The sequence below is a fragment of the Janthinobacterium kochi genome (genome assembly GCF_051380715.1).
GTDB lineage: Bacteria > Pseudomonadota > Gammaproteobacteria > Burkholderiales > Burkholderiaceae_D > Janthinobacterium.
In genome coordinates, this window is record NZ_JBNYXO010000002.1 from 269,243 (window position 1) to 295,017 (window position 25,775).

Below are 25,775 nucleotides of genomic sequence, written 5' to 3' on the forward strand. Positions count from 1 at the left end.
CAGTGAGGAGTACTAATTATGCAGGAAGAAATCCGCTTTGCCACATTCAATGTCTGCAACCTGGCCCCGGCCGGGGTGAAATTGTATGACAACCTGGAACCGTTGAGCCCGGCGCAATACGAAGCCAAGGCCGGATGGACGGCGCGGCAAATCGACCTGCTCGACGCCGACGTGATCGGTTTCCAGGAAATTTTCTCGCAAGCGGCCCTGCGCGACGTGCTGTCGCGCACGCGCCACTACCGCGACGCCACCCTGGCCGGCTACGATGCGATGGATGCGGCAGGACGCATGCTGCCGACGGTGGCGCTGGTGTCGCGGCTGCCGCTGGCCGGCGCCGGTGTTGCATGGACGAATTTCCCGGCCGGCGTGAGCGTGCCTGCCGACAGCCGTGCCGCCGATGACAACGCTTGCCGCTTCGCCCGCGCCCCGCTGCATGTACAGGTGCACTTGCCTGGCGGCCAACTCACCGACGTGGTGGTGGTGCACTTGAAGTCGCGCCGGCCCGATTTCCGCCATGGCGAAGGCAGCGACGCCGCCTACGCGCTGGCCAACCTGCGTTCGCTGCAGCGGCGCGGCGCGGAAGCGGTGGCCCTGCGCGTGCTGACAAGCGAACTGGGCCACAGCGGCCGTCCCCGCATCGTGCTGGGCGACTTCAACGACATCGCCAATGCCGTCACCACGGCCATCGTCATGGGGGCGGGCGGGCCGTGCGAACCGCATGGTGACATGCCGGAAATGCGCGCGCGCCTGTATGACGCCAACGCCATCCAGCTGCGCCAGGATGCTTTGCGCCATGTGGGCTACACGAATATCCATGACAGTGCCTACATGACGATCGACCACATTCTCGTGTCCGAACACTTCCACGCTGCCTCGCCGCGCGCCATCGGCGTGGTGCAGGAAGTGAGCTGCCTGAACGACCATTTGCTGCTGGGCCTGCCACACGCATCCGACCATGGCCAGGTGCTGGCGCGCATCAAGCTGCTGGGAAACATTCATTAGTTCAACAGCGTCGCCAGCGCGCTGCCCTCGACTTGCGCGCTGGCATAGCGCCCCTGATATTGCTGGCAGCCCTGCCCCCGCAGATAGGCCAGCTGCTGCGCCGTTTCCACGCCTTCGGCAATCACCGTCAATTGCAGCTCGCGCGCCATGGCGATGATGGTGGCGGCGACGGCCGTGTCAGACTCGCCGGCTGCGGCGGGCAGGAAGGATGGATCGATCTTGAGTTTATCCACCGGGTAGTGGCGCAGATTGGCCAGACGCGAATAGCCGGTGCCGAAGTCGTCGATGGCCAGCCTGGCGCCCAGCGCGCGCAGTTGCGCCAGCACACCGGCCAGGCGCGCGCCGCCCTTCATCAGCAGCGCTTCCGTCACTTCCAGTTCCAGGCAGGCGGCAGGCAAACCCGACACGGCCAGCGCATCTTGCACGCTGAGCAATAAATTATTGTGCAGGCATTGCGCCGGCGACAGATTCACGGCCACGCGCCAGGCCTGGCCCGCATCGTGCCAGGCGCGTGCGCGCAGGCAGGCGTGGCGCAGCACCCAATTGCCAATCGACACCATCAAGCCGCACTCCTCGGCCACGGCGATGAAGCGCTCGGGCGGCAGCACGCCCAATTGCGGGTGGCGCCAGCGCAACAGGGCCTCGGCACCAAGGATCTTCCCGCTGGCGATATCGAGCGCGGGCTGGAACTCCAGCACGAGTTCATCGCGTCCCAGCGCGGCGCGCAAGCCTTGCTCCAGGCTGGCCCGCTCGACAATTTGCGCATTCATCTCGGCATTAAAAAACTGGAAATTGTTGCGCCCGATTTCCTTGGCGTGGTACATGGCGATGTCGGCGTTGTGCATCAGGGTGTCGATGTTGTCGCCATCGCTGGGAAAGATGGCCACGCCGATCGAGGTCGACACATGCAGTTCGTATTCGCCCAGTTGATAGGGCTGCGTGACGGCATGCAGCAGGCTGGATGTCACATGGGCCACCTGGTCGATGCCGCCCACCTCGGCCAGGATGATGACGAACTCGTCGCCGCCATGCCGGCTGACGGTATCGACGCCGCGCACGCAGCGCACCAGGCGCCGCGCCACTTCCTTGAGCAGCAAGTCGCCCACGTGGTGGCCCATGCTGTCATTGATGTGCTTGAAGTGGTCGAGGTCCAGGTACAGGATGGCCAGCATGCTCAGCTTGCGCCGTGCGGCCGCCAGCGCCAGCGACAGCCGGTCCAGCAGCAGCACCCGGTTCGGCAAGTCGGTAAGGAAATCGTGCTCGGCCAGGTGGCGCGTGTGCTCCTCGTTTTTCTTGCGCTCGCTGATATCGCTGAGTATGGCCAGGTAATTGCTCAACTGCCCTTGCGAGTCGCGGATGGCCGTCAGCGACAGCCAGGCCGGATAGCGCCCGCCTTCCTTGCGCGGGCCCACGATATCGCCTTGCCAATAGCCGTTGGCATCGACTTCGTCCCACACGTGCTCGAAAAACGCCGGCGCATCCGGCTCCACGCCGTGCAGGACAAAGGGCTTGCCCAGCATGTCGTCCAGGCTGTAGCCGCTGATCTCGCTGTACGCGGGATTCATGCTGACGACGCGCTGCTGCGGGTCCATCACCACGATGGCGACACTGGCATGCTCGATGACCTGCATCGACAGGTACAGGGCCCGCTCGGCCAGTTTGCGCGAGGAAATATCGCGGATCACGGCGTAAAACAGATAGGTATGGTCGAGCGTGACGGAAGTGAGCAGCACTTCGCTCCAGAACAGCTGGCCCGTGCACGTCTGATAGCGCCAGTCATAGCGGCAGTTGCCGTCGGCATGGGCCTGCGCCGCCAGCTGCGTGCCGCGCAACGATGACAATGCGCCATCGGGCTGATGCAAGGGCGAGAAGTCGCTGAGGCGGCGCCCCAGCAGCCGTGACCGGTCTTCGCATTGAAACAGGGCAATGGCGGCCGGGTTGGCCTCGGCGATATGCTCGTCGCGCAGCAGTACGATAGCGTCGGCGGACTTGTCGTACAACTGGCGAAAATTGTCGCCCATCAGCAGCAAGGCACCCTGCGCGGCGCCATCCTGGCCGCTGGCCGTGATGTCGACATCGATGCAGACCACTTGCCGCACACGTCCGGACTCGATGACGGGAAACACGGTGGAACAGATGCAGCGCGGCGCGGCCCCGTCGGCGTCCAGCTTCCACAGGCGTGTGCTGCGCGCCTTGCCACTCTCCCACACGGCCGCCAGTTCGCCTGCCCCCTCCTCGGCCAGGCTGGCGGCATCCGGCAGCGAGGCGGCCACCCTGGCCCACGGCTGGCCCAGCGCCAGCTCCGCTGCCACGCCATACAGGCGCGCCGCGCCGGTGCTCCAGTAGCGCACAATGCCGTCGCGGTCGATGCCGCGCACGGCCAGGCCAGGCGCCTGTTCGACGGCAGCAACAATGATGGACAGCAAGTCCAGTGCCTTGCCAGCCGGCCCGCCCTGCGGTTCGGCCGCGGCAAGCAGGCGCCCCTGCGACGGCGCGGCTCCGACAATCCGATCAGACATCAGGCCCCCCCGTGGCGCGGCCGCACGGCAACCGGCGAGCGAATGGCCTGTCCGGTGGCGCAACCATCCTGACCATTCTTGCGCGCCGGCGAATCGGCTTCTTGAGAATGCGCAAGCATCGTGACGCGCACCGCAGGCATGCTGGCGGTGGTTCCGGTCGCCGTTTTTTGCATTCCAGCCCCGATTTTGTGCAATCTGTCGCACGGCGATGGCGGCCGGACTTGAATCTTCCTAAAGTGGCAACATGCGCATCGGCGTGAACGGCCGCAGCGGCAGGCGTGCTGCCTGCGGCCGCCACGGTGATGCGCTACCCGAATTCCCCCCGGCCAGCGACAGGCCGGGTCCGCACCGAGACTTGGCGCCGAGCCCCTGCGCCGCTCCTGACTAAAAAAACCTATGAAAAACGAGACCCTGCCCCCCGCCTCTCCCCTTGCCGCCACGCGCCGCCGGCGCTGGCGCACCCCCGTGCTGATCCTCGTGGTACTGGGCCTGGCCGGCGGCGGATGGACCGTCATGCAATCGAAGCAGCAAGCCGCCAAGGCTGCCGAATTGCAAGCGAGCAAGAAGAAGGAACAGGCCAAGACGCCCGTGCATGAACTGGCGCAGGGCGACGTGGCCGCCATCGATGCGCGCGCACTCAGCATCAGCCTGCCCCTGTCCGGTTCGCTGGCGCCTGTGACCCAGGCCACCATCAAGGCCAAGGTCTCCGGCGTCATCCAGGAAACGACCTTGCAGGAAGGCCAGCAAGTGGCGAATGGGCAAATCCTCGTGCGCCTGGATGCGGCCGACCAACGCGCCCGCCTGACGCAGCAGCAAGCCATGCTCGACGAAGCGCAGGCGCGCCTGTCGATGGCGGCCAAGAATGAAGCGAACAGCCAGGCGCTGCTCAAGCAAAAGTACATTTCGCAGACGGCTTACGACACGACACAAAACTCGGTCGACCTGGCGCGCGCCAACGTCAAGTCCGCCGCCGCCATGCTCGACATCGCCCGCATCGCGCTGGCCGACACGGTGATCCGCGCGCCGATGGCCGGCATTGTCAGCAAGCGCCATCTGCAGGCCGGCGAAAAAGTCTCGCCCGACATGCCCGTCTACACCATCGTCAACCTGGCCCAGCTGACCCTGGAAGCGCCCGTGCCCAGCGCGGACATCCCCCGCATCAAGCTGGGCCAGGACGTGCACTTCAAGGTCGACGGTTTCGGCGCGCGCGACTTCGCCGGCAAGGTCACGCGCATCAACCCCACCACCGAGAGCGGCTCGCGCGCCATGCTGGTCTACATCGCCGTCGACAATGGCGATGGCGCGCTGCGCGGCGGCATGTTCGCCAAGGGCAGCATCGTCACCGAGCGCTCGCCCGTGGCGCCGCTGGTGCCATTGACGGCCGTGCGCCATGAAAAGCAGGGTACCGTGGTGTATGCGCTGGTGAACAACAAGGTCGTCGCCCAGCCCGTCACGCTGGGACTGCGCAACGAGGATGAAGGCTATGCGGAAGTCAAATCGGGCCTGGTGCCGGGCGCGAAAGTCATCATCGCCAAACTCGATGGCGTGAAACCTGGCCACGGCGTGACCTTCGCCGCGCCCGCCGCCGCCCCTGCTGCACCAGCGGCCGTGCTGGCACGGAAGGATTAAGCCATGTGGATGACCAAAGTCAGTATTCAAAACCCCGTCTTCGCCACCATGGTCATGGTGGCGCTGGTGGTGCTGGGCATCTTCTCCTACCGGGGCCTGGGCGTGGAAAGCATGCCCAGCGTGCAGTTCCCGTTTGCCGCCATTGAAGTGAATTACCCGGGCGCCTCGCCCGAAGCCGTGGAAAACGACATCACGCGCCCCATCGAGGACGCCGTCAACACCGTCAGCGGCATCAAGACCATCCGCGCCAACTCATGGGAAGGACGCGCCGGCGTCTACCTGGAATTCGAGCTGTCGACGAATATGGACAAGGCCATGCAGGACTTGCGCGACAAGGTGGCCCTGGTGCGCCCGCGCTTCCCGAAGGAAGCCAAGGACCCGTTCATCGCGCGCGCCGAAGGCGACAACGAGCGCCCCATCGCCACCATCGTGCTCACTTCCACCGGGCATGACCTGCGCGCGCTGTCGACCATGACGGAGCAGATCATCAGCAAGCGCTTCCAGGGCGTGGCCGGCGTGGGCCAAGTCAAGCTGCGCGGCCTGCGCGCGCGCCAGATCCTCATCAGCATGAAGCCCATCGAACTCAATGCCCAGGGCATCGGCGTCGATGAAGTCATCCGCGCCATCCAGGCGACGAATACCAACTTGCCGGCCGGCTCGATCAGCCATGGCGCGGCCGAACAACTGGTGCGCGTGGAAGGCAAGATCAAGGATGCGCGCGAATTCGGCAAAATCATCGTCGCGCGCCGCGCCGTCGGCCCCGTCTACCTCGACCAGGTGGCCACCGTCGTCGACGGCGAGCAGGAAGAACTGTCGATTTCGCGCATGAACGGCCAGCAGGCCGTGACCATGGAAATCACCAAGGTTCAGGATGCCAACGTGGTCGAAGTGGGCACCGGCATCCTGAAAGTGGCGGCGGACCTGCAAAAGACGCTGCCGCCTGATATCACCCTGCGCGTGCTGGACGACGAATCGGAGCGCGTGCAAAGCCAGCTCGATAACGTCAAGCGCACCATCATCGAAGGCGCCGTGCTGACCATGGTGATCGTCTTCCTGTTCCTGCACTCGTGGCGCTCGACCATCATCACGGGCTTGACCCTGCCGATCTCCGTACTGGCCAGCTTCATCGCCATGAAAGCCTTCGGCTTTACCCTGAACTTTTTGACCCTGATGGCGCTGTCATTGTGCATCGGCCTGTTGATCGACGACGCCATCGTCGTGCGTGAAAACATCGTGCGCCACCTGGGCATGGGCAAGAACCACTACAAGGCGGCCAACGACGGCACCAATGAAATTGGTCTCGCCGTGATGGCCACCACGTTCGCCATCGTCGCCGTGTTCGTGCCGGTCGCCTTCATGGACGGCATCATCGGCCGCTTCTTCCTGCAGTTCGGCATCACCGTGGCCGTCGCCGTGCTGGTGTCGCTGTTCGTCAGCTTCACGCTCGACCCCATGCTGTCATCCGTCTGGCGCGACCCCGTCAAGGACCGCTTCAAGTACGCGCCGTGGCTGGGCCGCTTCATGGCCTGGATCGAAACGGGCATCGACCGCCTGCACGTCTGGTATGGCAAGGTGCTGGGCATCGCCCTGCGCTGGCGCAAAACCACCCTGGCCACGGCCGTCGCGCTGTTCGCGGGCAGCCTGATGCTCGTGCCTATGATCGGTGGCGAGATGTTCCCGGAAACGGACCAGGGCTGGGTCAACCTGCGCTTCAAGACGCCGGTCGGCTCCAGCCTCGAATACACGGACAGCAAGGTGCGCCAGATCGAAACGGCCCTGAAGGAGTTCCCCGAGATCGACAGCCTGGTGGCCAATATCGGCACGCCGGATGGACGCAACGCGGCCGAGGTGAACCTGAAGCTGACGGACATCAAGACGCACAAGCGCCGCTCGCAGCAGGAACTGGAAAAGCTGATCCGCGAACGCCTGGCGCCGATTGCCGGCATCACCCTGTCGGTGGGCAACCGCCCCATCTTCATCGCCATCCTGGGCACGGACGAAGGCAAGCTCGATGACGTGGCGCACCGCCTGATGGACAAGATGCGCGCCATCAAGGGCCTGGCCGACATGGAATACAGCCAGGAAGGCGCCAATCCGTCGACCACCGTGAAGATCAACAACGAACTGGCCAGCGACCTGGGCTTGTCGGTGCAGCAGATCGGCAATGCCCTGCGTCCGTTCGTCGCGGGCGACACGGTCAGCCACTGGCTGGCGTCCGACGGGCAAAACTACGACGTCAACGTGCAGCTGCCCAAGTCGGGCCGGCAAAAAGTGGCCGACCTGGCCGACCTGTCGCTGGCGTCCAGCAAGCTCGATGCGAATGGCAAGCCAATCATGATTCCGCTGCGCCAGGTGGTCGACTTCGTGCCGTCGTCCAGCCCACAAGTGCTGAAACGCCAGGCCTTGCAGCGCCGCGTCGCCATCTATGCGGGCGTACAGGGCCGCCCTGCCGGCGACGTCGACGCCGACGTGCAGAAAGCCATCAAGTCCATTGACCTGCCGCCCGGCGTGCGCTTCGACGTGGCCGGCAATGCGCAGCAGATGGCCGAAACCATGGGCGGCGCGATGATGGCGCTGGGGATCGCCGTAATCTTCATTTACCTGGTGCTCGCTTCGCAGTTCGGCAGCTTTTTGCAGCCAATCGCCATCATGGTGTCCCTGCCGCTGTCCCTGATCGGCGTGCTGGCCGCCCTCCTGATTACGGGCAGCACCCTGAACATCTTCTCCGTGATCGGCTTCATCATGCTGATGGGCTTAGTCACCAAGAATGCGATTTTGCTGGTGGACTTCACCAACCAGCGCCAGCGCGAAGGCCTGGGACAGTTCGAGGCGCTGATGGAAGCGGGGCAAGTGCGCTTGCGCCCCATCCTGATGACGACCCTGGCGATGGTCTTCGGCATGCTGCCGATGGCCATCGGCATGGGCGACGGCGGCGAATCGCAGGCGCCGATGGGCCGCGCCGTGATCGGCGGCGTGATCACCTCGACCCTGTTGACGCTGGTGGTGGTACCCGTCGCCTACACCTACCTCGACAGCCTGGGCAAGCGCGCCGCGCGCTTTTTCGGTGGCAGCGGCGGCGGCGAGCATGCTGAATCCGCCGACGACGGCACAGCACACGCCCACTGATTGACCGGTCGCCTTCACCGTCCCCGCATTGGCGGGGACGACGCGGCGGCTTCCTGAAGAGAGCTTCAGTTGACCAAAGCGGCCCCACTGGCTAGACTGTCCCCCGTTATCAATGATATGGAGTGACTCGTGGGTGCTTGTTCCAGTGACAGTAGTCGATTGACCATCGGCGATCGGCCTTAGGCAAGACGCGCGCATTCCGCCCGCCTGGCCCTCGGCAAGGTGCGGTTTTACCAGCGGCGATGCACATTTGCCGCCACTTCCCTCCTCATCGTTTCACCGTTTTCGTCTGCTGCCCCCTTTCGGGGCGAATTGTCTTCGCCCTTGCACTCGCCTGTTCCTCCCCAGCCGGGAGAAACTGATGGTGGTATTTGATTTTGCGCTGCGCGTTGCCGCAGCATTGACCCTGGGCGCCATGATCGGCGCCGAACGCCAGTTGCGCCAGCGCATGGCGGGCCTGCGCACGAACGCGCTGGTGTCCGTCGGCGCCTCGCTGTTCGTGATGGTTTCCGTGCTAGAAGGCGATGCCTCTGGCCACATGCGCATCGCCGCGCAGGTGGTGTCGGGCATCGGCTTTCTGGGCGCCGGCGTCATCATGCGCGAAGGCATGACGGTGCGCGGCCTGAACACGGCCGCCACCCTGTGGTGCTCGGCCGCCATCGGCATCCTGTGCGGCCTGGGCTTTTCTCTGGAAGCGGCCATCGGCACGGGCTTCGTGCTCATCGCCAACCTGGTGCTGCGTCACCTGGCGCAGCGCATCAACGCCCACGGCAGCGACGCGGGCATCGAGACGGAAAGCATCTACCGCGTCACGGCCGTGTGCGAGGCGGAGCAGGAAATCGTCGTGCGCAACCTGATGCTGCGCATGATCAGCAGCATGCCGGCCCTGATGCTGCAATCCTTGCATAGCGAAGACGCGGCACACGCCGGGCGCATCGAAGTGCGCGCCGATCTGCTCACGCCCTTGTCCAGCCTGGGATTGCTGGAGCAGATCGTCAGCCAGGTCAGCCTGGAAGGCAGCGTCTCGGCCGTGCGCTGGGCGCTGGTCAACAACGCGGAATTTGTCGCCGAGCGGGGAGTGTGATGATAAAAAAATTCTTCCATTGGTTTGCCCGGCGCGCTCCTGCCCGGCCCCCGTTTGCCACATACCGCCTGACCGTCACCTGCCCTGCGGCACAAGCCGACCACGTGGTGCGCCTGCTGCTGGCCGAACTCAAAGGCGCGGGCCTGGCGCCGTCGCAAATGCTGCGCAGCTGGGACGAGGCCCGGCTGGTGGTGCGCCTGATCGCCACCGTGCTGTGCCAGGCCGTGCAGCGCGCCGTACTGGTGCGCTTCGTCAACCGCGCGGGCGCCTGGCCGCAAGTTCGGCAAGTGCGCTGGGAAGGCGTCGCACCGTCAATCTGAGGCGGGCAGGCGCAGGAGGAACAGCGCGCCGCCTTCCGGGCGGTTCTGCGCCTCGATACTGCCACCATACGCGTGCACGATGGCTTGCGACAGGGCCAGGCCCAGGCCGAAGCCGGGCGCCTCGCCTGCGCGCGCCTGGGCGCCCCGGTAAAAACGCTCGAACAGATGCGGCAAGTCTTCCACGCCGATGCCCGGTCCCGCGTCGCTGACGCCCACCAGCGCATGCCCGCCATCGCGCGCCACACGCACGCTGATGCTGCTTCCGGGCGGTGAAAACTTCACGGCGTTATCGAGCAGATTGGCCAGCACCAGGTCCACGGGACCGGCCGCCACCCGCGCCTGCACGGCCACACCTTCACCGAAGACGATGCGGATGCCGCGCTGCGCTGCCGCCTTTTCCAGGCGCTGCGCAGCCGCCTGCACCAGCGGATTGAGCGCGACGGTTTCCACGGCATTGCGCTCCTGGCCCGCATCGAGGCGCGTCAGCATCAGCAATTCTTCCACCAGCGTCGTCAGGCGCTGCACTTCATCGAGGCAGGAGGCCAGCGCATCGACATATTCAGCTGCCTCGCGCGGGCGGCGCAAGGTGATTTCGATTTCCGTGCGCAGGCGCGACAGGGGCGAGCGCAGTTCGTGCGAGGCGTCGGCCGTGAAGCGGCGTTGCGCATCGTAGCCGTGCTCAAGACGGTCCAGCATGGCGTTCAGGGTATCGACCAGGCGGCCGATTTCATCGGGCGTGCCGGGATGGGGCAGGCGCTGGTGCAGGCTGGCTTCGCCTATCGAATGCGCCTGCCGCACCACGTCGTCGATGGCGCCCAGCACGCGGCGCGTGAGCATTTCGCCTGCCAGCCCGACGGCCGCCAGCAAGGCCAGCGCCATGGCGCCAAACAGCACGGTGGCCGCGGCCAGCACGTGATTGACGTCGTCGAGCGAACCGGCCACCTGCACCGCCAGGCGCGAACCGGATGCGGGTACGAGGATGGAAACCATGCGCAGCGGCTCCTCGCCGAACTTGGGCAGGGTCTCGAAAACGGTGTCGCCAGCCCCCAGGCGCGCCAGCAGGATGGGTGACGCCGGCAGCTGCGCCGCCTCCAGGTTGCGGCTGCGCGCCAGCACGCGGCCTTCGCCATCGATGATCTGCACCAGGCGGTCCAGGCGCGTCAACGACGGCGACGCCAGACCCGGCGCCACTTCATGCACGCTGACGGGCTGGCGCGGCGCGGCCGGCAGCATGGCCATTTCAGTTTCGGCCAGCGCCAGCAGGGCCGCATCGAGCTGGCCATGCACGGCGCGCGACAGGCCCCAGTAGCCGGCCAGCGCCGTGCAGGCGACGATGGCGAGGATGACGGCCAGGTGCACCCGCAGCAATCGCTTGCGAAAGCTAGCCACCGTTGTTTTCCGCCAGGCGGAAACCGCGTCCGCGCACCGTGTGGATCAATGGCGGCAAGCCCGGCGCATCCAATTTTCCCCGCAAATTGCGCACATGGACATCGATCAGGTTGTCGATGCCGATCAAGTCCGCCTGCCATATCTGCTCGGCCAGGCGCGCGCGGCTGACCACTTCGCCCGCCTGGCGCAGCAGGATCAACAGAATCGCGTATTCCTTGGGCGTGAGCACCAGCGGTGCGCCGGCGCGCGTCGCCTGGTGGCTGACGGGATCGAGCGTCAGGTCGGCCAGCGCCAGCACCAGCGGACGGCTGATGTCGGAGCGGCGCAGCAGCGCGCGGATGCGCGCCAGCAGTTCCTCGAATTCAAACGGTTTTGTCAGGTAATCGTCGGCGCCCGTGTTCAGACCCGCCACCCGGTCGGCCGTGGCGTCGCGCGCGGTCAGCATCAGCACGGGCGTCTGGATGCCACGCGCGCGCAAGTCGCGGCAAAAGTCGATGCCCTGCTTGCCCGGCAACATCCAGTCCAGCACGATCACGTCGTAATCGACGGCGTAGCTTTCGTCCTCGCCCTCTTCCGCGCTGTGCGCCACGTCGACGACAAAGCCTTCTTCCTGCAAGCCGCGGGCCAGCAGGCGCGCCGCCTTGCGGTCGTCTTCCACCAGGAGGATTCTCATGCCTGCCTTTCCCATTGCGCTGCGATTTTCCGCATTTTCCATGCTGGCATTTTACCGCGCCGCAGCGTGCGCACACCGAACCTGAAGAATGATTCAGGCATTCTTGGGCGCTTCTTCAGGACCACATTGCTATGCTTTCCCGGCGCTGTCCGACGGTGGTGGAAGCGAACGCCGTGCGGCGCAAGGCGGGCGACGTGGGCGGCATCGAGCTGCTGCAGTCGCGCGTGGAACGCGACCAGTTCCAGGCCGACCTGGCGCAGGCGCGCGGCGAGGCCGATAGCGCCATGCTGGCCCTGTCGCCGCCGCTGGGGCGCCAGTTCGACGCGCTGTTTCCAGACGCGCAACTGGCCTGCGATTTCAGCCTGGTTGACGGCGGCGACGCGAGCACCCTCGTGCCGCAGGCACTCGACGCCCGCAGCGACGTGCGCATCGCCCGCGCCACCCTGGACAATCTGCGCGATGGCGCGGCGCTGGTGCGCGCCAACCGCGCCGTCGATCCCACCGTCACGCTGGGCCTGGCCGCCGCGCGCGGCTACCACGACGGCTTTGACGCCAGCGGCAATCCCGTCGACGGGTCACCGCGCTCACGCGCATTGAGCCTTTCGCTGGCCATCCCCATCCCCCTGTCGCGGCGCGACAAGGGCGATGTGGTGCAGGCCGAAGCGGGCGTGACGCAGGCCATGCTGGCCCTGCGCCAGGCGGAACTGACAGCGGAAACGCAAGTGCGCACGGCGCAGCGGCAGCTGCGTGCGGCGCAGGACAGGCTGGCGCGCTACCGCGACAGCGTGCTGGTCGATGCGCAAAAGGTGGTCGATGGCATGCGTTTGTCTTACGTCAAAGGCAATGCCTCGCTGCTGGAATGGCTGGCGGCGCAGCGTTCGGCCGATGAGGCTTACCAGGGCTATGTGCAGGCGCGCGCCGATGCCGCCATCGCCAGCACGCAGCTGCAACTGGCGATCGGCCAGCGGCCGCGCTTGTAGCGGAGGGAAGGTAGAACGCGGAGATACCGGCGCGGCGATGCCGCACCGGTCGTCAGGAACGGAGAATTACTGTGGCTGGGCGGGAGCATCGCCTTCGGCGGCCGGATCTGCGTCGACGTCGGCGTCGTCCGCTTCCGGCTCATCGCCCTCGCTGCCATCGGCTGGCTTGGGATTGTTCTTCGCTTCCAGCTTGCGCCTGGCTTTTTCCTCGGCTTTCTTCTTCTTTTCCAGCTCTTTTTGCCGTTTTTCGTATTGGAAATTTGTCTTGGCCATTTACTACCTCTTTAGTTTTTAGATGTTACAGATAAGCACATAAGGCACATTATGACGTAATTGGACCAAACACCAAATGTTTAGCCTCGCGGATGATGCTGCGCATGCAGCAGTTTCAGCCGTTCGCGGGCTACGTGCGTATAAATCTGCGTGGTGGAGATATCGGAGTGCCCCAGTAACAATTGCACAACACGCAAGTCCGCGCCATGGTTCAGCAAATGCGTGGCGAACGCGTGGCGCAGGGTGTGCGGCGACAGCGGCGCTGTGAGGCCGGCATTCAGCGCATGTTTCTTGATGATGACCCAGAACATTTGCCGCGTCATGGCGCCGCCGCGCCGCGTGACGAACAATGCATCGTCCATCTGGCCGTCGAGGATGACGCCGCGCGCCTCCTTCAGGTAGCGCTCGATCCACAGCCGAGCCTGCTCACCGAACGGCACCAGCCGCGTCTTGCTGCCCTTGCCCGTGATGCGCAGCACACCATCGTTCAGGCTCAGTTCCACCGATTTCAAGTCCACCAGTTCCGACACACGCAAGCCGCTCGCATACATGAGTTCCAGCATGGTGCGCTCGCGCAGGCCCAGCGGCGTGCTCACGTCGGGCGCCGCCAGCAGCGCTTCCACCTGCGCTTCGCTCAGGGTATGCACGAAGCGCGCCGGCTGCTTGGCCGAGACCATCTTCAGGCAGGGATCAAACGAGATATGCTTGTGTCGCAGCGCCAGCTGATAAAAACGCTTGAGCACGGACAGGCGCCGGTTCGACGACGTCGCCTTGCTCTCGTCGTGGCGGGCGGCGAAATATGCTTCGATGTCGGCCGTGGACACTTCGTACAGGCCCTCGCGTCCGGGCCGCGCCACTTCCAGCCAGCGCGCGAACAGACGCATGTCGCGCCGGTAGGCATCCAGCGAGTTTTTCGACAGGCCGTCTTCCAGCCACAGGCTGTCGCAGAATTCATCGATCAGGGTGGCGTTGTCGGGCGCCAGCAGGCTGTTCATCATCGTGTTGACCACCCCATACCTTCGACGCCTTCATGCGCCAGCAGCCAGCGCTTCACGCCCAGGTGGAATCCCGTGGCGTCGTCGTGGTGGGCAAAGCCGCCCAGCCCCCCAGCAGCCGTGACCCGGTGGCAGGGTATGACCACGGGATACCAGTTGGCGCCGCAGGCCTGGCCGACGGCGCGCGGGGCCGAGCCGATCAGCCGCGCCACGTCGCCATACGTGCGCACCTGGCCGCGCGGGATGCCGGCAATCGCCGCCCATACCCGTTGCTGGTAGGCGCTGCCCAGCTCGGCCAGCGGCAAGTCAAAGACATAATCGGCGTCGACAAAATAGCGCGCCAGTTGCTGGCACGCCCGCTCGGAGACGGCATCCTGTGCGTCTTTTTCGGCAAAGTGCGGCGGCAGGTAGACCAGTTCACGCATCTGGCCGTCCTGAGTACGCACGCCCATGGCGCCGAATGGCGCGGCCACGATGGCGCTGAACAGTTCACTGCTCTGTTGTTTTTTCATCTGCTGATCATTGTTCAAGTGTGGCATATATACAACTTGCTGGCGCCGGAAACAGCACCACGGGAATTATGCACCGACTTTGGGCGTGTCGGCGGACGTTTCCCGCGCACGAAAAAAAAGCGCACCAGTCGGTGCGCTTCAAATACTGCTTCACGTTCCCGGTCATTTGGGTCCGCCGGTGCCGGCTTGTGGCGGCAGACAGCGATGACTCAACAACTTCTGTGAAACGTGTGTCTCCTCAATATATCCCCGGTATCAATACCGTTTTTATAGACCACTCCCCCACCAACTTTGCTACCAATTCTGTCTTTCAGCCTTGCTACCAGGGCGTATAAGCAACTACGTGTTTCCCCTTGAGGCTGCCCATCATAGCGCATTTATTCGGCCGGATCGACTTTTTTTGCACCATGACGGGGACAACTGTTTTAGTTGTAAATTAAATTTGGCAGCCACAGCGAGATTTGTGGTACGTAGGTAATCAGCATCAGGAAGGCGAGCATGGTCAGCAGCCATGGCATCACGGCCACGGTCAATTCGGAAATGCCCATCTTGGTGATGCCGGAGGCCACATACAGGTTCAGTCCCACGGGCGGATGGCACATGCCCACCTCCATATTGACGACGATCAAGATACCGAAGTGCACAGGATCGATGCCCAGCTTCATGGCGACGGGGAACAAAATCGGCGCCATGATCAGCACGATGGACGACGGTTCCATGACGTTACCAGCCAACAACAGCAGCACGTTGACCACCAGCAGGAAGCTGATCACGCCCAGGCCCTTGCCCGTGATCCACTCGGCCATCGCTTGCGGGATGTTTTCGCTGGTCATCAGGAACGAGAACAGCACGGCATTGGTGATGATGTACAACAGCATCGCCGACATGGCGGCCGAATCGAGCAAGACCTTGCCCACTTGCTTGATCTTCAAGTCCTTGTAGACGAAGACGGCAATGATGAAGGCATACACGGCAGCCATGGCAGCCGCTTCCGTGGGTGTAAACGCGCCCGAGTAGATGCCGCCCATGACGATGACGATCAGGAGCAGGCCCCAGGCGCTCTTCTTGAAGGTGACGAAGCGTTCGCCCCAGCTGGCCTTCTTCATGCGCGGATAGTTGTGCTTGCGCGCCAAAAACCACGTGGTCAGGCCCAGCAGCATGGCCAGCATCATGCCGGGAATCACTCCCGCCATGAACAGCTTGCCCACCGAGGTATTCGTGCTGACCGAATACATCACCATCACGATCGACGGCGGAATCAGGATGCCCAGCGCGCCCGAGGTGGTGATGACACCAGCGCCAAAACCGCGTGGATAACCCTGCTTGACCATGGCCGGCAGGATGATGGAACCGATCGCCACCACGGTGGCGGGGCTGGAGCCGGAGACGGCAGCAAACAGCGCGCACGCCATCACGCCGGCCAGCGCCAGGCCGCCATGCCAGTGGCCCACCATGGAGCTGGCGAAATTGATCATGCGCCGCGCCACCCCGCCATGCGTGAGGAAGTTGCCCGCCAAAATGAAGAACGGGATGGCCATGATCTCGAACTTTTCGATGCCCGTGAAAATCTTCAGGGCCACCGATTCGATGGGCACGCTGGTCATGGTAAACAGGAACGTGAGCACCGTCAGGCCCAGCGAAATGGAAATCGGCATGCCGGTCAGCATCAGCGCCAGCAGCAATACAAAAATGATCAGCGCGTTCATGCCTTGGCTCCTTTTTCTTCAGCCGTCAATTCCTCTTCCAGCCCCTCGACATGCGAATGGTCGTGTTTTGGCAAGGCGCCCGTCTTGATGAAATGCACCATCACCTGCAGGAAGCGGAAACACATCAGGTAGGAACCGAGCGGCACGGCCAGATAAACCAGCCACATCGGCACTTCCATGTCGGCCGAGGTCTGGTCCGTGTGGCCGATCGACCACACGAAGCTGGCGCCCAGGGTCCCGACGATGCCCGTAAACAAGGCACCGGCGCTCAGGCCGAAGACGATGAAGCGGTCACGCCAGCGCGGGTTCATGCGGTTGATCAAGACATCGACGCCCACGTGGATGCCCGTGCGCACGCCATACGCGGCGCCGAACTTGGCCATCCAGACGAACATGTAGATGCACAGTTCCTGGGCCCAGCTGGTATTGATTTGAATCAGGAAGTCTTGCACGACCGGTATCGGCAAGCCGGACAGGTAACGGTGCACGACCGCGACGAAGATGATGAAGGTGGCTGCGCCCATCAGGGTCGCGATCAGCCACTCTTCCAGGTGATCCAGAAATTTCATGGTGGACTTTCAAAGAATGCGGGTACACGCACTCCCGCGCAGGACGCGCAGGAGCCGTTCAAGCGAGTGGCAGGGAGGACCCTGCCCGGCGCACCAGTCGGCGCGCCAAAGCCAGCTGCTTACTTCGCGCTTTCCTTGTTGATGGCCGAGATCAAGTCCTTGCCGATGCGCGCTTCCATGGTCTTCTGCACGGGCGCCAGCGCGCGGCGCCACTCGGCCTGTTCCTGCACCGTCAGGGTATAAATCTGTGTCTTGCCCGCTTTCTTGATGGCGTCGAGGGCCTGGTCGTTGTCGCGCTGGGCGATGGCTTTTTCAAACGTGGTCGCTTCGCGCATGGCTTTTTCCAGCTGGCCACGGATATCGGGCGGCAAACCATCCCAGAATTTCTTGTTGACGATGACGGCATAGCCCAGGTAGCCGTGGTTCGACACGGTCACGTGCTTTTGCACTTCATGCATTTTTTGCGTGTACATATTCGACGGCGGATTTTCCGTGCCGTCGACCACGCCCGTCTGCAGCGCCTGATACACTTCCGAGAAGGCCAGCACCTGCGGATTGGCGCCCAGCGCGCGCATTTGCGCGTCGAGTACCTTGGACGACTGGATGCGCATTTTCAGGCCCTTGAAGTCGGCCGGGTTGTGCAACGGCTTGTTGGCCGACATCACCTTGAAGCCATTGTCCCAGTAGGCCAGGCCCGTGATACCCTTGGGCTCCAGCTTTTTCAGCAAGCTCTTGCCGATTTCGCCTTCGGTGACGTTGTACAGCGCCGTCTTGGTGGGGAAGATGTAGGGCAGGTCGAACGCTTCGAATTCCTTCACGCCCAGCGGGCCGAACTTGGCCAGCGAGGGCGCCAGCATCTGTACGGCGCCCAGCTGCAGCGCTTCGAGTTCTTCCTTGTCCTTGTACAGCTGGCTGTTCGGGTACAGTTCGACCTTGACCTTGCCATTCGTGGCTTTCTCGGCCAGCTGCTTGAAGCGTTCGGCGGCCTGGCCTTTTGGCGTGTCGGTCGCCACGACGTGGCTGAACTTGATGACGATGGGGGCTTGCGCGTAAGCGTGGACGCCGGCGGTGGCACCTATGGCCGCGCACAGCGCGACGAACATGGTTTTCATCTGCATTTTTGTCTCCTGGATGGTTTTTGAAAAAAACTTTATTATTTGTCTACTTGAATATTGTGCCAAAGAAACTGCTTCGGCTATTGTGGTTAACCACAATAGCCAGCTCCCGATAAGCCGCTACCCTGCCAGCCATGCCGACTCCCCCCACCCTTGCGCGCCGCTTCAAGCTATCGAGCCCGATGCGCTGGCTGCTGCCCGTCATCCTGCTGCTGCTGTTCCTGTCCATCCTGTTCTGGCTACCCTGGCAAGCGCGCCAGATGGAGAGCAACGAGCGCCAGGAGCAATTGATCGCCGACACCTTGTGGGTGGAGCAAACCATCCGCTTTCAACTGGCACGCAACGAGGAAAGCCTGTTCAACCTGGGCGTGGACATCGCCAGCGCCGCGCTGGGCGCGGAAAAAGTGCACGACCGGCTGCAGCAGATGCTGCGCAATGGCCGCGAGCTGCAGCGTGTGCTGTGGCTCGACACCAGCGGCAAGGTGCTGGCCACCAGCGACAACAGCCTGCCACATGCCCTGACGTTTTCACCGGCCTCGCTGACGGCGGCCGACAATGCGCGCCGCCTGCACCGGGGCCAGTACGCCCAGCCTTCGCAGCAAACGGGCTTTCCCGACGCGCCGCCGGGCGCCATGCTGATGGATTACCACCAGCCCCTGTTCGATGGCCAGCGCTATGTGGGCAGCCTGGTGGCCACCTACCAGATCAGCAGCCTGCTCGATGAAATGGTGCCGTGGTGGTTTGCCCAGGACAACCAGATTTCGCTGATCGACCGCGACGACAAGGTACTGGCACGGCGCGCCGCCGCCGGTCCCGGTCACGGCGTGTACACGCACAAGCGCGCACTCGACGTGCCCGGTGCCACCATCACCCTGTTTACCGACAGCGTGAAAAGCCAGCCCAAGCTGCTGCCCAATTTGCTGGTCGGCTCCGTCATCGCCCTGTCGCTGGGTTTGCTGTGGAGCTTGCTGGCCCTGTGGCGGCATATTTCGCGCCGCCTGGTGGCCGAAGGGGCACTGCGCCAGCAGATGCTGTTTCGCACGGCGATGGAAAACTCGCTGGTGACGGGCATGCGCGCGCGCGACCTGGAAGGCCGCGTCACGTATGTCAATCCTGCGTTCTGCCAGATCGTCGGTTATCCGGCCGAGGAAATCCTCGGCCGTTTGCCACCCATGCCCTACTGGGTGCCGGAAGCACTGGAGGAATACCAGCAGCGCTTCGTCAAGGCGCTGGCCGGCAATCCCACGCCGCAGTTCGAAACCTATTTCCAGCGCCCCGACGGCACGCGCGTGCCCGTGCTGATCTTCGAAGCGCCGCTGGTGGACAAGAACGGCCGGCAGACAGGCTGGATGGGGTCGGTGCTCGACATTTCGGACCGCAAGCGGGTCGAGGAACTGAATCGCCAGCAGCAGGAAAAGCTGCAAACGAGTTCGCGCCTGGCCACCATGGGCGAGCTGGCCTCGATGCTGGCGCATGAACTGAACCAGCCGCTGGCGGCCATCTCGAGCTACACCACGGGCGCCTTGAATTTGATCCGCCGCGCCATCGAGCATGGCGCACCCGTCGATCCGAACACCCTGAAGCCGGCGCTGGAGCAGGCCGGCGCGCAGGCGCAGCGGGCCGGCCAGATCATCCGCAGCGTGCATGATTTTGTGCGCAAGAGCGAACCGCAGCGCCAGGATATCGCCATCCGCACGCTGATCGACGGCATCCGCGCGCTGATCGACCTGCAGGCACGCAAATACTATGTCACCATCCAGGAAGAGCTGCCGCCGGACCTGCCGCTGCTGCGCGCCGATCCCGTGATGATCGAACAAGTACTGCTGAACCTGACGCGCAACGCCATCGAGGCCATGCAGGATGCAGCGCCCGGACGGCGTATCATGCGCCTGCGGGCCAGCCACGATGCGCAGCAGGGCATGGTCACGGTGGACGTGATCGACCATGGCCACGGCATTGCGCAAGACGTGGCCGAGCGGCTGTTTTCGCCGTTTTTCTCGACCAAGTCCGAAGGCATGGGTATGGGCCTGAACATCTGCCGCACCGCCATCGAATTTCACGGCGGCGCGCTGACCTTCAACGCCAATCCCGCTGGCGGTACGATCTTTACATTCAGCGTGCCGGCCGCGCCGCGCACCAAGCACCAAGCACTAACCAATAACGAATAACGACGAGCCGGAGACACCATGCTACACATCATTGACGACGAAGAGGTCGTACGCGACTCGCTGTCCTGGCTGGCCGCCTCGCGCAGCATCGAGGCGCGCATCTACGCCAGCGCCCAGCAATTCCTCGATAGCCTGGACGGCAGCTTCGACGCCGCCGGCGACTGCGTGCTGCTCGACGTGCGCATGCCCGACATGAACGGCATCGCCCTGTTCGACCAGCTGGTCAAGCGCGACCTGACGGCGCGCCTGCCCGTGATTTTCCTCACCGGCCACGGCGACGTGCCGATGGCCGTCGACAGCCTGAAACGGGGCGCCTTCGATTTCTTTGAAAAGCCGTTCAACGACAACGACCTGATGGACCGCGTGCAGCAGGGCCTGGCCAACTCGCGTCAGGCCGGCGAGCTGGCCGCCGTGCATGCGCGCCTGGCCACCCTGTCGACGCGCGAACGCGAAGTGCTGGACCTGATTTTGGCAGGCAAGATGAACAAGGTGGTGGCCGACAAGCTGGGCATCAGCATGCGCACCGTGGAAGTCCACCGCGCGCATATCTTCGACAAGATGCAGGTCAAGACGGCGGTGGAGCTGGCGGGGTTGTTGAAGTAAGTTGAAATCTGGGGTCAGACCCCGAATGCCGCTGGCGTCAAGCTCGGTGCCAACGCATCCGGGGGTCTGACCCCGGCCTTAATCACTCGTCGTGATGCTCATGATGCTCGGCTGCCCCATGCTTCCAGTAACTGGCCACGTGCAGATGCTGCTTCGGCACCCCGGCTTCAATAAAGTGTCCGCGCAAGCCCTGCACCTGCGCATGCTCGCACGCGACCCACACGTAGCCGTCGCCATCCTGCGGCAAGGCGACTTGCGCCAACGCTTCCAGCAGCAGCGGCCCCTTGCGGCCATTGCGCGCCACCCAGCGCACGTCCAGCTGCGCCGCGCTGTCCAACGCGATCTGTTCGCCGTCTTCGACGATTTCAATCACGGCAATCACCCGCGCAGTGACCGGCAACTGCTCCAGGCGGCGGGAAATCGCCGGCAAGGCCGTCTGGTCGCCCACCAGCACATACCAGTCGAAGTCAGACGGCACCAGCATCGAGCCGCGCGGGCCGCCCACGCCCAGGGTCTGGCCGGGCACGGCTTGCGCCGCCCAACTGGCCGCAGGGCCGTCGCCATGCAGCACGAAGTCGATTTCCAGCTCGCACCGTTCTGCGTCGTAGCGGCGCGGCGTGTAGTTGCGGGCGATGGGACGCGCCCCTTGCGCGTACTGGATGGGATTGGCGCCATTGCCCAGCATGGGAAATACGGGCGCTGTCTGGCCCGGGGCGGGGAAGAACAATTTGACGTGATCGTCGTGCGCCGGCGAGACAAAGCCGTCCAGGTCGTCGCCGGCCAGCGTGATGCGGCGCATGTGCGGCGTCAGCTGCTCGGTGCGCACGACGGTAAGGACGCGCAGTTTCAAGTCATGCCGCACGCGCTCGATGGCGTGCGGGCGCAGTGCTGCAGGTGATGCAATAGTCATCGCTTATCCTTGTAAAGTGGGCTCAGTGGCCGTCGACGATGGCGTTCGCCGCCTGTTCCAGCACGGCGGAGACGCGCTCGGCTTCCGCGTCGCTCCAGTTGGTCTTGTTCAGCAACAGCGCATGCTTCAGAGTGTGCATGACCTGGCGCACGCGCTCGGGCAAGGCATTGCGCGCCTGGACGCGGGCGAACATGTCGAGGCGGGCCAGGATGCCGTCCACCTGGGCACGGTTCTCGTCCAGATACGCGCGGCCCAGGTCCGTGATCGTGTAGAGCTTCTTGCCGCTGGCGCTTTCGCCCGACGTGACGTGGTCCTGCTCTTCCAGCAAGGTCAAGGTCGGATACACGGCGCCCGGGCTGGGGGCATACGCGCCACCGCAACGCTCTTCGATGGCCTTGATGATTTCATAGCCGTGACGGGGGCTGATTTCGATCAGCGCCAGCACGATCAGCGGCAGGTCGCCACGGCCGAAGACGCGCTCGGCCCGTTCACCGCGCCCTCGTCCACCTGGGCCACCGGGGCCGCCATGGCCCATCCCGTCGCCGCGCTCGTCGAAGCCGCGCGGGCCACGGCCGTGCATGAAGTGCTCATGGCGGTGTTGGTGGCGATCTTCGCCGTGATGGTGGTGGGGATGTTGGCCGCAATGGCCGTGTTCTGCGTGGTGTGAGTTTCTCATGTTTTCTCTTTAAAGATATATCGTTAGTAGGTATCGCCATTTTATAACGATATATCGATAAATCAAGGAGAAATTGCTTATGCTGGGCTTTTCATCCTCAGGAAGCCTGTCATGTCCGACAAAACTATCGCTGAAAAAATGGTTGCGAAGAATGCGCAGGCGCTAGCCGTGCTGAATGACGGCGGCGAGCATGCGGCCCTGCTGGCGCAGTTGCCGGCCGAGCGGTGGGTGAATGAAGGAGAGCGCGCCGACTGGATACTGCTGTTCGCGCGCAGCCGCGCGGAACTGGAGCAGTACCTGCCGGCGGCGCAGGCACGCCTGGCGCCGGGTGGCGCGCTGTGGGTGGCGTACCGCAAGGGCGGCACGAAGGCGGGCAGCGATATCCACCGCGACGATATCCGCCACTTTGCGCAAACCGTGGGGCTCGACAGCGTGGCGATGGTCGCCATCGATAGTGAGTGGTCGGCGCTGCGCCTGAAGCAGGTTTAAACGAAAATCAAACGATGCCGTGCAGCGCCAGCGCCCATTCGACGTGTTCGCTCACGATGGCCGACGGGTGCTCGCGGCGCGACAGCAGGGCCGCGACGATGTCGGCCTGGCCTCTGGCCTTGGCGGCCGCATTGCCCATGCCGACGGCCAGGTTGCGCAGCCAGCGTTCGTGGCCGATGCGGCGAATCGCGCTGCCTTCCATGCGGCGGTTGAATTCCTCTTCCGTCCAGGCGAACAGCTCCACCATGCCGACGCTGCCCAGGCTGTGGCGCTCATCGAAGTCGGGCACGACGGCGCGCTGGGCGAACTTGTTCCACGGGCAGACGGTCTGGCAATCGTCGCAGCCATACACCTTGTTGCCGATCAGGGGGCGCATCTCGACGGGAATGGCACCCTTCAATTCGATGGTCAGGTAGGAAATGCAGCGGCGCGCGTCGAGCTGGTACGGCCCCAGGATGGCTTGCGTCGGGCACACCGTGATGCACGCCGAGCACTGGCCGCAGCGCGCAATCTCGGGCGGGTCCACCGGCAGCGGCACGTCGATGAGGATTTCGCCGAGGAAAAAGAAGGAGCCGCCCTGGCGGTTGATCAGCAAGGTGTGCTTGCCGCGCCAGCCCAAGCCGCCCTTTTGCGCCAGCTCGACTTCCATCACGGGCGCCGAATCGCTGAACACGCGGTAGCCGAAGTCGCCGATCTCGCCCTTGATGCGCTCGGCCAGCTGCTGCAGGCGCGAACGCATCACCTTGTGATAGTCGCGGCCCCGCGCATACACGGAGATCACGGCCGCCGCGGGGTCGGCGTCGCGCGCCGCCTCATGCACGCGCCAGTCCGGGCCCAGCGCCGGCGGCAGATAATTCATGCGCGCACTGATGGCACGCACCGTACCCGGCACCAGTTCGGCCGGGCGCGCACGCTTCATGCCGTGGCTGGCCATGTAGTCCATTTCGCCGTGGTACCCTGCGGCTAGCCAGGCTTGCAAGGGTGCTTCCATGTGCGACAGGTCGACGTCGGCGATGCGCACCTCGGCAAAACCCAGCTCGCGCCCCCATTCTTTAATGGTGCGCGCCAGGACGGCGAGATCGGTGACGGTGGCGGACATAGGGGACTTTACGGAAAACGGCAGGCGCGCGGGCGGTTACAATGACAGCAGCCTCCATTTTATGCGATACGGAAGATAATGACCGAACACTTCACAGCCCACCTCCACGACGAAGCCGGTACCGCCGCGCTGGGCGCCGCACTGGCGCGCGCACTGGCACCAGGCCTGGCGATCTACCTGCACGGCGACCTGGGTGCCGGCAAGACGGCCCTCACGCGCGCCCTGCTGCACGCAGCCGGCCATGCGGGCCACGTGAAAAGCCCCACCTATACGCTGTCCGAACCGTACACGGTGCAGCTCGATGGCCAGAGCGTCAACGTCATCCACTTCGACCTGTACCGCATGGGCAGCGCCGAGGAATTTCTCGACGCCGGTTTTCGCGAAGACTTCGACGGCCGCAATATCTGCATCGTCGAATGGCCGGAGAAAGCCGAGCCGGTGCTGCCGCCAGCGGACTTGAATGTTTATTTGAACGTTGCGGGTACAGGACGTGATGTAGAATTGCAAGCGTCTTCTGAATTGGGTCTGTCATGCCTTCACCGTCTCAAATTCGCCCCGAACCTTTGATCTCCTCGCCCATCACCCGGCGCACGGTCCTCAAGGCCGGCGGCACCCTGCTGTTGTCCGTGTTCGCGCCCATGTCGGCGATGGCGGCGCAAATTCTCGCCGTGCGCGTCTGGCCGGCCGAGGACTACACGCGCGTCACGCTGGAAAACGACAGCATCCTGAAGGCGACCCACTTCATCGTCAAGGACCCGGAACGGCTGGTGATCGACATCGAAGGACTGGAGCTCAATCCCACCTTGAAAGGCCTGGTGGCGAAGATCCAGTCGAACGACCCGTACATCAAGCAGGTGCGCGTGGGCCAGAACCGGCCCAACGTGGTGCGCCTGGTGTTCGACCTGAAGGAGGAAGTCACGCCGCAGCTGTTTACCCTGCCGCCAGCCGGCTCCTACAACCACCGCCTGATCTTCGACCTGTATCCCGTGCACGAGCCGGACCTGATCGCGCAGATGATCGAAAAGGGCGACTGGTCGAGCGACCCGGCCAAGCCCTTGATGTCCGACACGCATACGCCGCCACCCGCGCTGCCCCTGCCCGACAGCGGTAAGCCGCCCGTGGCCGCGGTGGTGCCACCGGTCACGTCCATCGTGCCGCCCGCGCCCGATATCCGCCCGGAACAGCGCCCCGAAGCGCGTCCGCTGCCAGGCCAGAAAGTGGTGCGCATGATTACCATCGCGCTCGATCCCGGCCACGGCGGCGAGGATCCGGGCGCCATGGGCAGCAGGGGCAGCCGCGAAAAAGACGTGGTGCTGGCCATCGCCAAGCGCCTGAAAACCAAACTGGAATTGCAGCCCAACATGCGCGTCATGCTCACGCGCGACGCCGACTTCTTCGTCCCACTGGGCATGCGCGTGGAAAAAGCGCGCAAGGTGCAAGCCGACCTGTTCGTCTCCATCCACGCCGATGCGTTCATCCAGCCGACGGCGCGCGGCTCGTCCGTCTTCGTGCTGTCCGAAAAGGGCGCCACCTCGACGGCCGCGCGCTGGCTGGCCAACAAGGAAAACCAGGCCGACCTGATCGGCGGCGTGAACGTAAAGAACCACGACAAGCAGCTGGCCAGCGTGCTGCTCGACCTGTCGACGACGGCGCAAATCAATGACAGCATGAAGCTGGGCAAGGCCGTGCTGCGCGAAATCGGCGGCATCAACCGCCTGCACAAGGGCTCCGTCGAGCAGGCCGGTTTCGCCGTACTGAAAGCACCCGACATCCCTTCCATCCTGATCGAGACGGCTTTCATCTCGAATCCGGAAGAAGAAGCCAAGCTGACCGACAACGGCTACCAGGACCAGATGGCCGACGCCATCGTCACCGGCATCAAGAACTACTTCGCGAAGAATCCGCCGCTGGCGAAAAGCCGCATGACCTGACAGGACA

23 protein-coding genes are annotated in these 25,775 nt (G+C 64.1%); 11 read left to right on the forward strand and 12 right to left on the reverse strand.

Annotation, left to right across the window (positions count from 1 at the left end):
* Positions 1 to 18 precede the first annotated feature (18 nt).
* Positions 19 to 1,002, forward strand: a complete 984-nt coding sequence (locus tag ACQ4WL_RS05540; RefSeq protein ID WP_436508615.1) for an endonuclease/exonuclease/phosphatase family protein — start codon at positions 19 to 21, stop codon at positions 1,000 to 1,002.
* Here ACQ4WL_RS05540 and ACQ4WL_RS05545 read toward each other — a convergent pair.
* Positions 999 to 3,521 (reverse strand): sensor domain-containing protein, encoded by a 2,523-nt coding sequence (locus tag ACQ4WL_RS05545; protein ID WP_436508617.1) that lies wholly within the window; start codon positions 3,519 to 3,521, stop codon positions 999 to 1,001. The two genes, ACQ4WL_RS05540 and ACQ4WL_RS05545, sit on opposite strands and share 4 nt — an antisense overlap.
* A 396-nt stretch (positions 3,522 to 3,917) precedes the next feature.
* Here ACQ4WL_RS05545 and ACQ4WL_RS05550 point away from each other — a divergent pair, with 396 nt between their 5' ends.
* The 4 genes from ACQ4WL_RS05550 (at position 3,918) to ACQ4WL_RS05565 (ending at position 9,680) form a co-directional block, all read left to right on the forward strand.
* A complete protein-coding gene (locus ACQ4WL_RS05550) occupies positions 3,918 to 5,150 on the forward strand; it encodes an efflux RND transporter periplasmic adaptor subunit (protein WP_436508619.1) in 1,233 nt (410 codons plus the stop codon).
* Between the two features lie 3 nt (positions 5,151 to 5,153).
* On the forward strand, positions 5,154 to 8,276 hold the full coding sequence (locus tag ACQ4WL_RS05555; RefSeq protein WP_436508621.1) for an efflux RND transporter permease subunit: 3,123 nt from the start codon (positions 5,154 to 5,156) through the stop codon (positions 8,274 to 8,276).
* 361 nt (positions 8,277 to 8,637) lie between these two features.
* Entirely contained in the window at positions 8,638 to 9,360 is a 723-nt protein-coding gene (locus ACQ4WL_RS05560; RefSeq protein ID WP_436508622.1) for an MgtC/SapB family protein, read from the forward strand.
* Entirely contained in the window at positions 9,360 to 9,680 is a 321-nt protein-coding gene (locus tag ACQ4WL_RS05565; protein ID WP_436508624.1) for a hypothetical protein, read from the forward strand. The genes ACQ4WL_RS05560 and ACQ4WL_RS05565 overlap by 1 nt, the downstream gene beginning before the upstream one ends.
* Here ACQ4WL_RS05565 and ACQ4WL_RS05570 read toward each other — a convergent pair.
* Together ACQ4WL_RS05570 and ACQ4WL_RS05575 are read right to left on the reverse strand one after the other, a co-directional pair.
* The gene (locus tag ACQ4WL_RS05570) at positions 9,672 to 11,069 is read right to left on the reverse strand and encodes a sensor histidine kinase (protein WP_436508626.1); all 1,398 of its coding nucleotides are present in this window, start codon (positions 11,067 to 11,069) and stop codon (positions 9,672 to 9,674) included. The two genes, ACQ4WL_RS05565 and ACQ4WL_RS05570, sit on opposite strands and share 9 nt — an antisense overlap.
* The gene (locus ACQ4WL_RS05575; protein ID WP_436508627.1) at positions 11,062 to 11,742 is read right to left on the reverse strand and encodes a response regulator transcription factor; all 681 of its coding nucleotides are present in this window, start codon (positions 11,740 to 11,742) and stop codon (positions 11,062 to 11,064) included. Before ACQ4WL_RS05575 ends, ACQ4WL_RS05570 begins: the two co-directional genes overlap by 8 nt.
* A 131-nt stretch (positions 11,743 to 11,873) precedes the next feature.
* Here ACQ4WL_RS05575 and ACQ4WL_RS05580 point away from each other — a divergent pair, with 131 nt between their 5' ends.
* Positions 11,874 to 12,722, forward strand: a complete 849-nt coding sequence (locus tag ACQ4WL_RS05580; RefSeq protein ID WP_436508628.1) for a TolC family protein — start codon at positions 11,874 to 11,876, stop codon at positions 12,720 to 12,722.
* A gap of 66 nt (positions 12,723 to 12,788) precedes the next feature.
* Here ACQ4WL_RS05580 and ACQ4WL_RS05585 read toward each other — a convergent pair whose 3' ends face one another.
* The 6 genes from ACQ4WL_RS05585 to ACQ4WL_RS05610 form a co-directional block, all read right to left on the reverse strand.
* Positions 12,789 to 12,995: a hypothetical protein gene (locus ACQ4WL_RS05585; RefSeq protein ID WP_102296696.1), complete on the reverse strand. Its 207-nt coding sequence runs from the start codon at positions 12,993 to 12,995 to the stop codon at positions 12,789 to 12,791.
* Positions 12,996 to 13,075: 80 nt separating this feature from the next.
* Complete coding sequence (gene xerD / locus ACQ4WL_RS05590; protein ID WP_436508629.1) at positions 13,076 to 13,993, reverse strand: site-specific tyrosine recombinase XerD; 918 nt, start codon at positions 13,991 to 13,993, stop codon at positions 13,076 to 13,078.
* Complete coding sequence (locus tag ACQ4WL_RS05595; RefSeq protein WP_436508630.1) at positions 13,990 to 14,502, reverse strand: methylated-DNA--[protein]-cysteine S-methyltransferase; 513 nt, start codon at positions 14,500 to 14,502, stop codon at positions 13,990 to 13,992. Before ACQ4WL_RS05595 ends, xerD begins: the two co-directional genes overlap by 4 nt.
* 425 nt (positions 14,503 to 14,927) lie before the next feature.
* Entirely contained in the window at positions 14,928 to 16,208 is a 1,281-nt protein-coding gene (locus tag ACQ4WL_RS05600) for a TRAP transporter large permease (protein WP_116745490.1), read from the reverse strand.
* Positions 16,205 to 16,777 carry a TRAP transporter small permease gene (locus ACQ4WL_RS05605; protein WP_436508631.1) on the reverse strand — a complete coding sequence of 191 codons (573 nt, stop codon included), beginning with the start codon at positions 16,775 to 16,777 and terminating at the stop codon, positions 16,205 to 16,207. Before ACQ4WL_RS05605 ends, ACQ4WL_RS05600 begins: the two co-directional genes overlap by 4 nt.
* 119 nt (positions 16,778 to 16,896) lie before the next feature.
* Positions 16,897 to 17,889, reverse strand: a complete 993-nt coding sequence (locus ACQ4WL_RS05610) for a TRAP transporter substrate-binding protein (RefSeq protein WP_436509096.1) — start codon at positions 17,887 to 17,889, stop codon at positions 16,897 to 16,899.
* Positions 17,890 to 18,026: 137 nt separating this feature from the next.
* On the opposite strand from ACQ4WL_RS05610, the gene ACQ4WL_RS05615 reads away from it, so the two are divergent.
* A complete protein-coding gene (locus tag ACQ4WL_RS05615) occupies positions 18,027 to 20,060 on the forward strand; it encodes a sensor histidine kinase (protein ID WP_436508632.1) in 2,034 nt (677 codons plus the stop codon).
* A gap of 18 nt (positions 20,061 to 20,078) precedes the next feature.
* On the forward strand, positions 20,079 to 20,663 hold the full coding sequence (locus ACQ4WL_RS05620; protein ID WP_436508634.1) for a response regulator transcription factor: 585 nt from the start codon (positions 20,079 to 20,081) through the stop codon (positions 20,661 to 20,663).
* 82 nt (positions 20,664 to 20,745) lie between these two features.
* On the opposite strand, the gene ACQ4WL_RS05625 is transcribed toward ACQ4WL_RS05620, so the two are convergent.
* Both ACQ4WL_RS05625 and ACQ4WL_RS05630 read right to left on the reverse strand, forming a co-directional pair.
* Positions 20,746 to 21,573 carry a siderophore-interacting protein gene (locus ACQ4WL_RS05625; protein WP_436508636.1) on the reverse strand — a complete coding sequence of 276 codons (828 nt, stop codon included), beginning with the start codon at positions 21,571 to 21,573 and terminating at the stop codon, positions 20,746 to 20,748.
* Between the two features lie 22 nt (positions 21,574 to 21,595).
* Positions 21,596 to 22,153: a PadR family transcriptional regulator gene (locus ACQ4WL_RS05630; protein ID WP_436508638.1), complete on the reverse strand. Its 558-nt coding sequence runs from the start codon at positions 22,151 to 22,153 to the stop codon at positions 21,596 to 21,598.
* Between the two features lie 207 nt (positions 22,154 to 22,360).
* Between ACQ4WL_RS05630 and ACQ4WL_RS05635 the strand changes: the two genes are divergently transcribed.
* A complete protein-coding gene (locus ACQ4WL_RS05635; RefSeq protein WP_436508639.1) occupies positions 22,361 to 22,738 on the forward strand; it encodes a DUF3052 family protein in 378 nt (125 codons plus the stop codon).
* 7 nt (positions 22,739 to 22,745) lie between these two features.
* Here the strand turns inward: ACQ4WL_RS05635 and queG are convergent, their stop codons facing one another.
* On the reverse strand, positions 22,746 to 23,837 hold the full coding sequence (gene queG, locus ACQ4WL_RS05640) for a tRNA epoxyqueuosine(34) reductase QueG (protein ID WP_436508641.1): 1,092 nt from the start codon (positions 23,835 to 23,837) through the stop codon (positions 22,746 to 22,748).
* 78 nt (positions 23,838 to 23,915) lie between these two features.
* On the opposite strand from queG, the gene tsaE reads away from it, so the two are divergent.
* Together tsaE and ACQ4WL_RS05650 are read left to right on the forward strand one after the other, a co-directional pair.
* Positions 23,916 to 24,404 (forward strand): tRNA (adenosine(37)-N6)-threonylcarbamoyltransferase complex ATPase subunit type 1 TsaE, encoded by a 489-nt coding sequence (gene tsaE, locus ACQ4WL_RS05645; protein ID WP_436508643.1) that lies wholly within the window; start codon positions 23,916 to 23,918, stop codon positions 24,402 to 24,404.
* Entirely contained in the window at positions 24,368 to 25,768 is a 1,401-nt protein-coding gene (locus ACQ4WL_RS05650) for an N-acetylmuramoyl-L-alanine amidase (RefSeq protein ID WP_436508644.1), read from the forward strand. Before tsaE ends, ACQ4WL_RS05650 begins: the two co-directional genes overlap by 37 nt.
* Positions 25,769 to 25,775 lie beyond the last annotated feature (7 nt).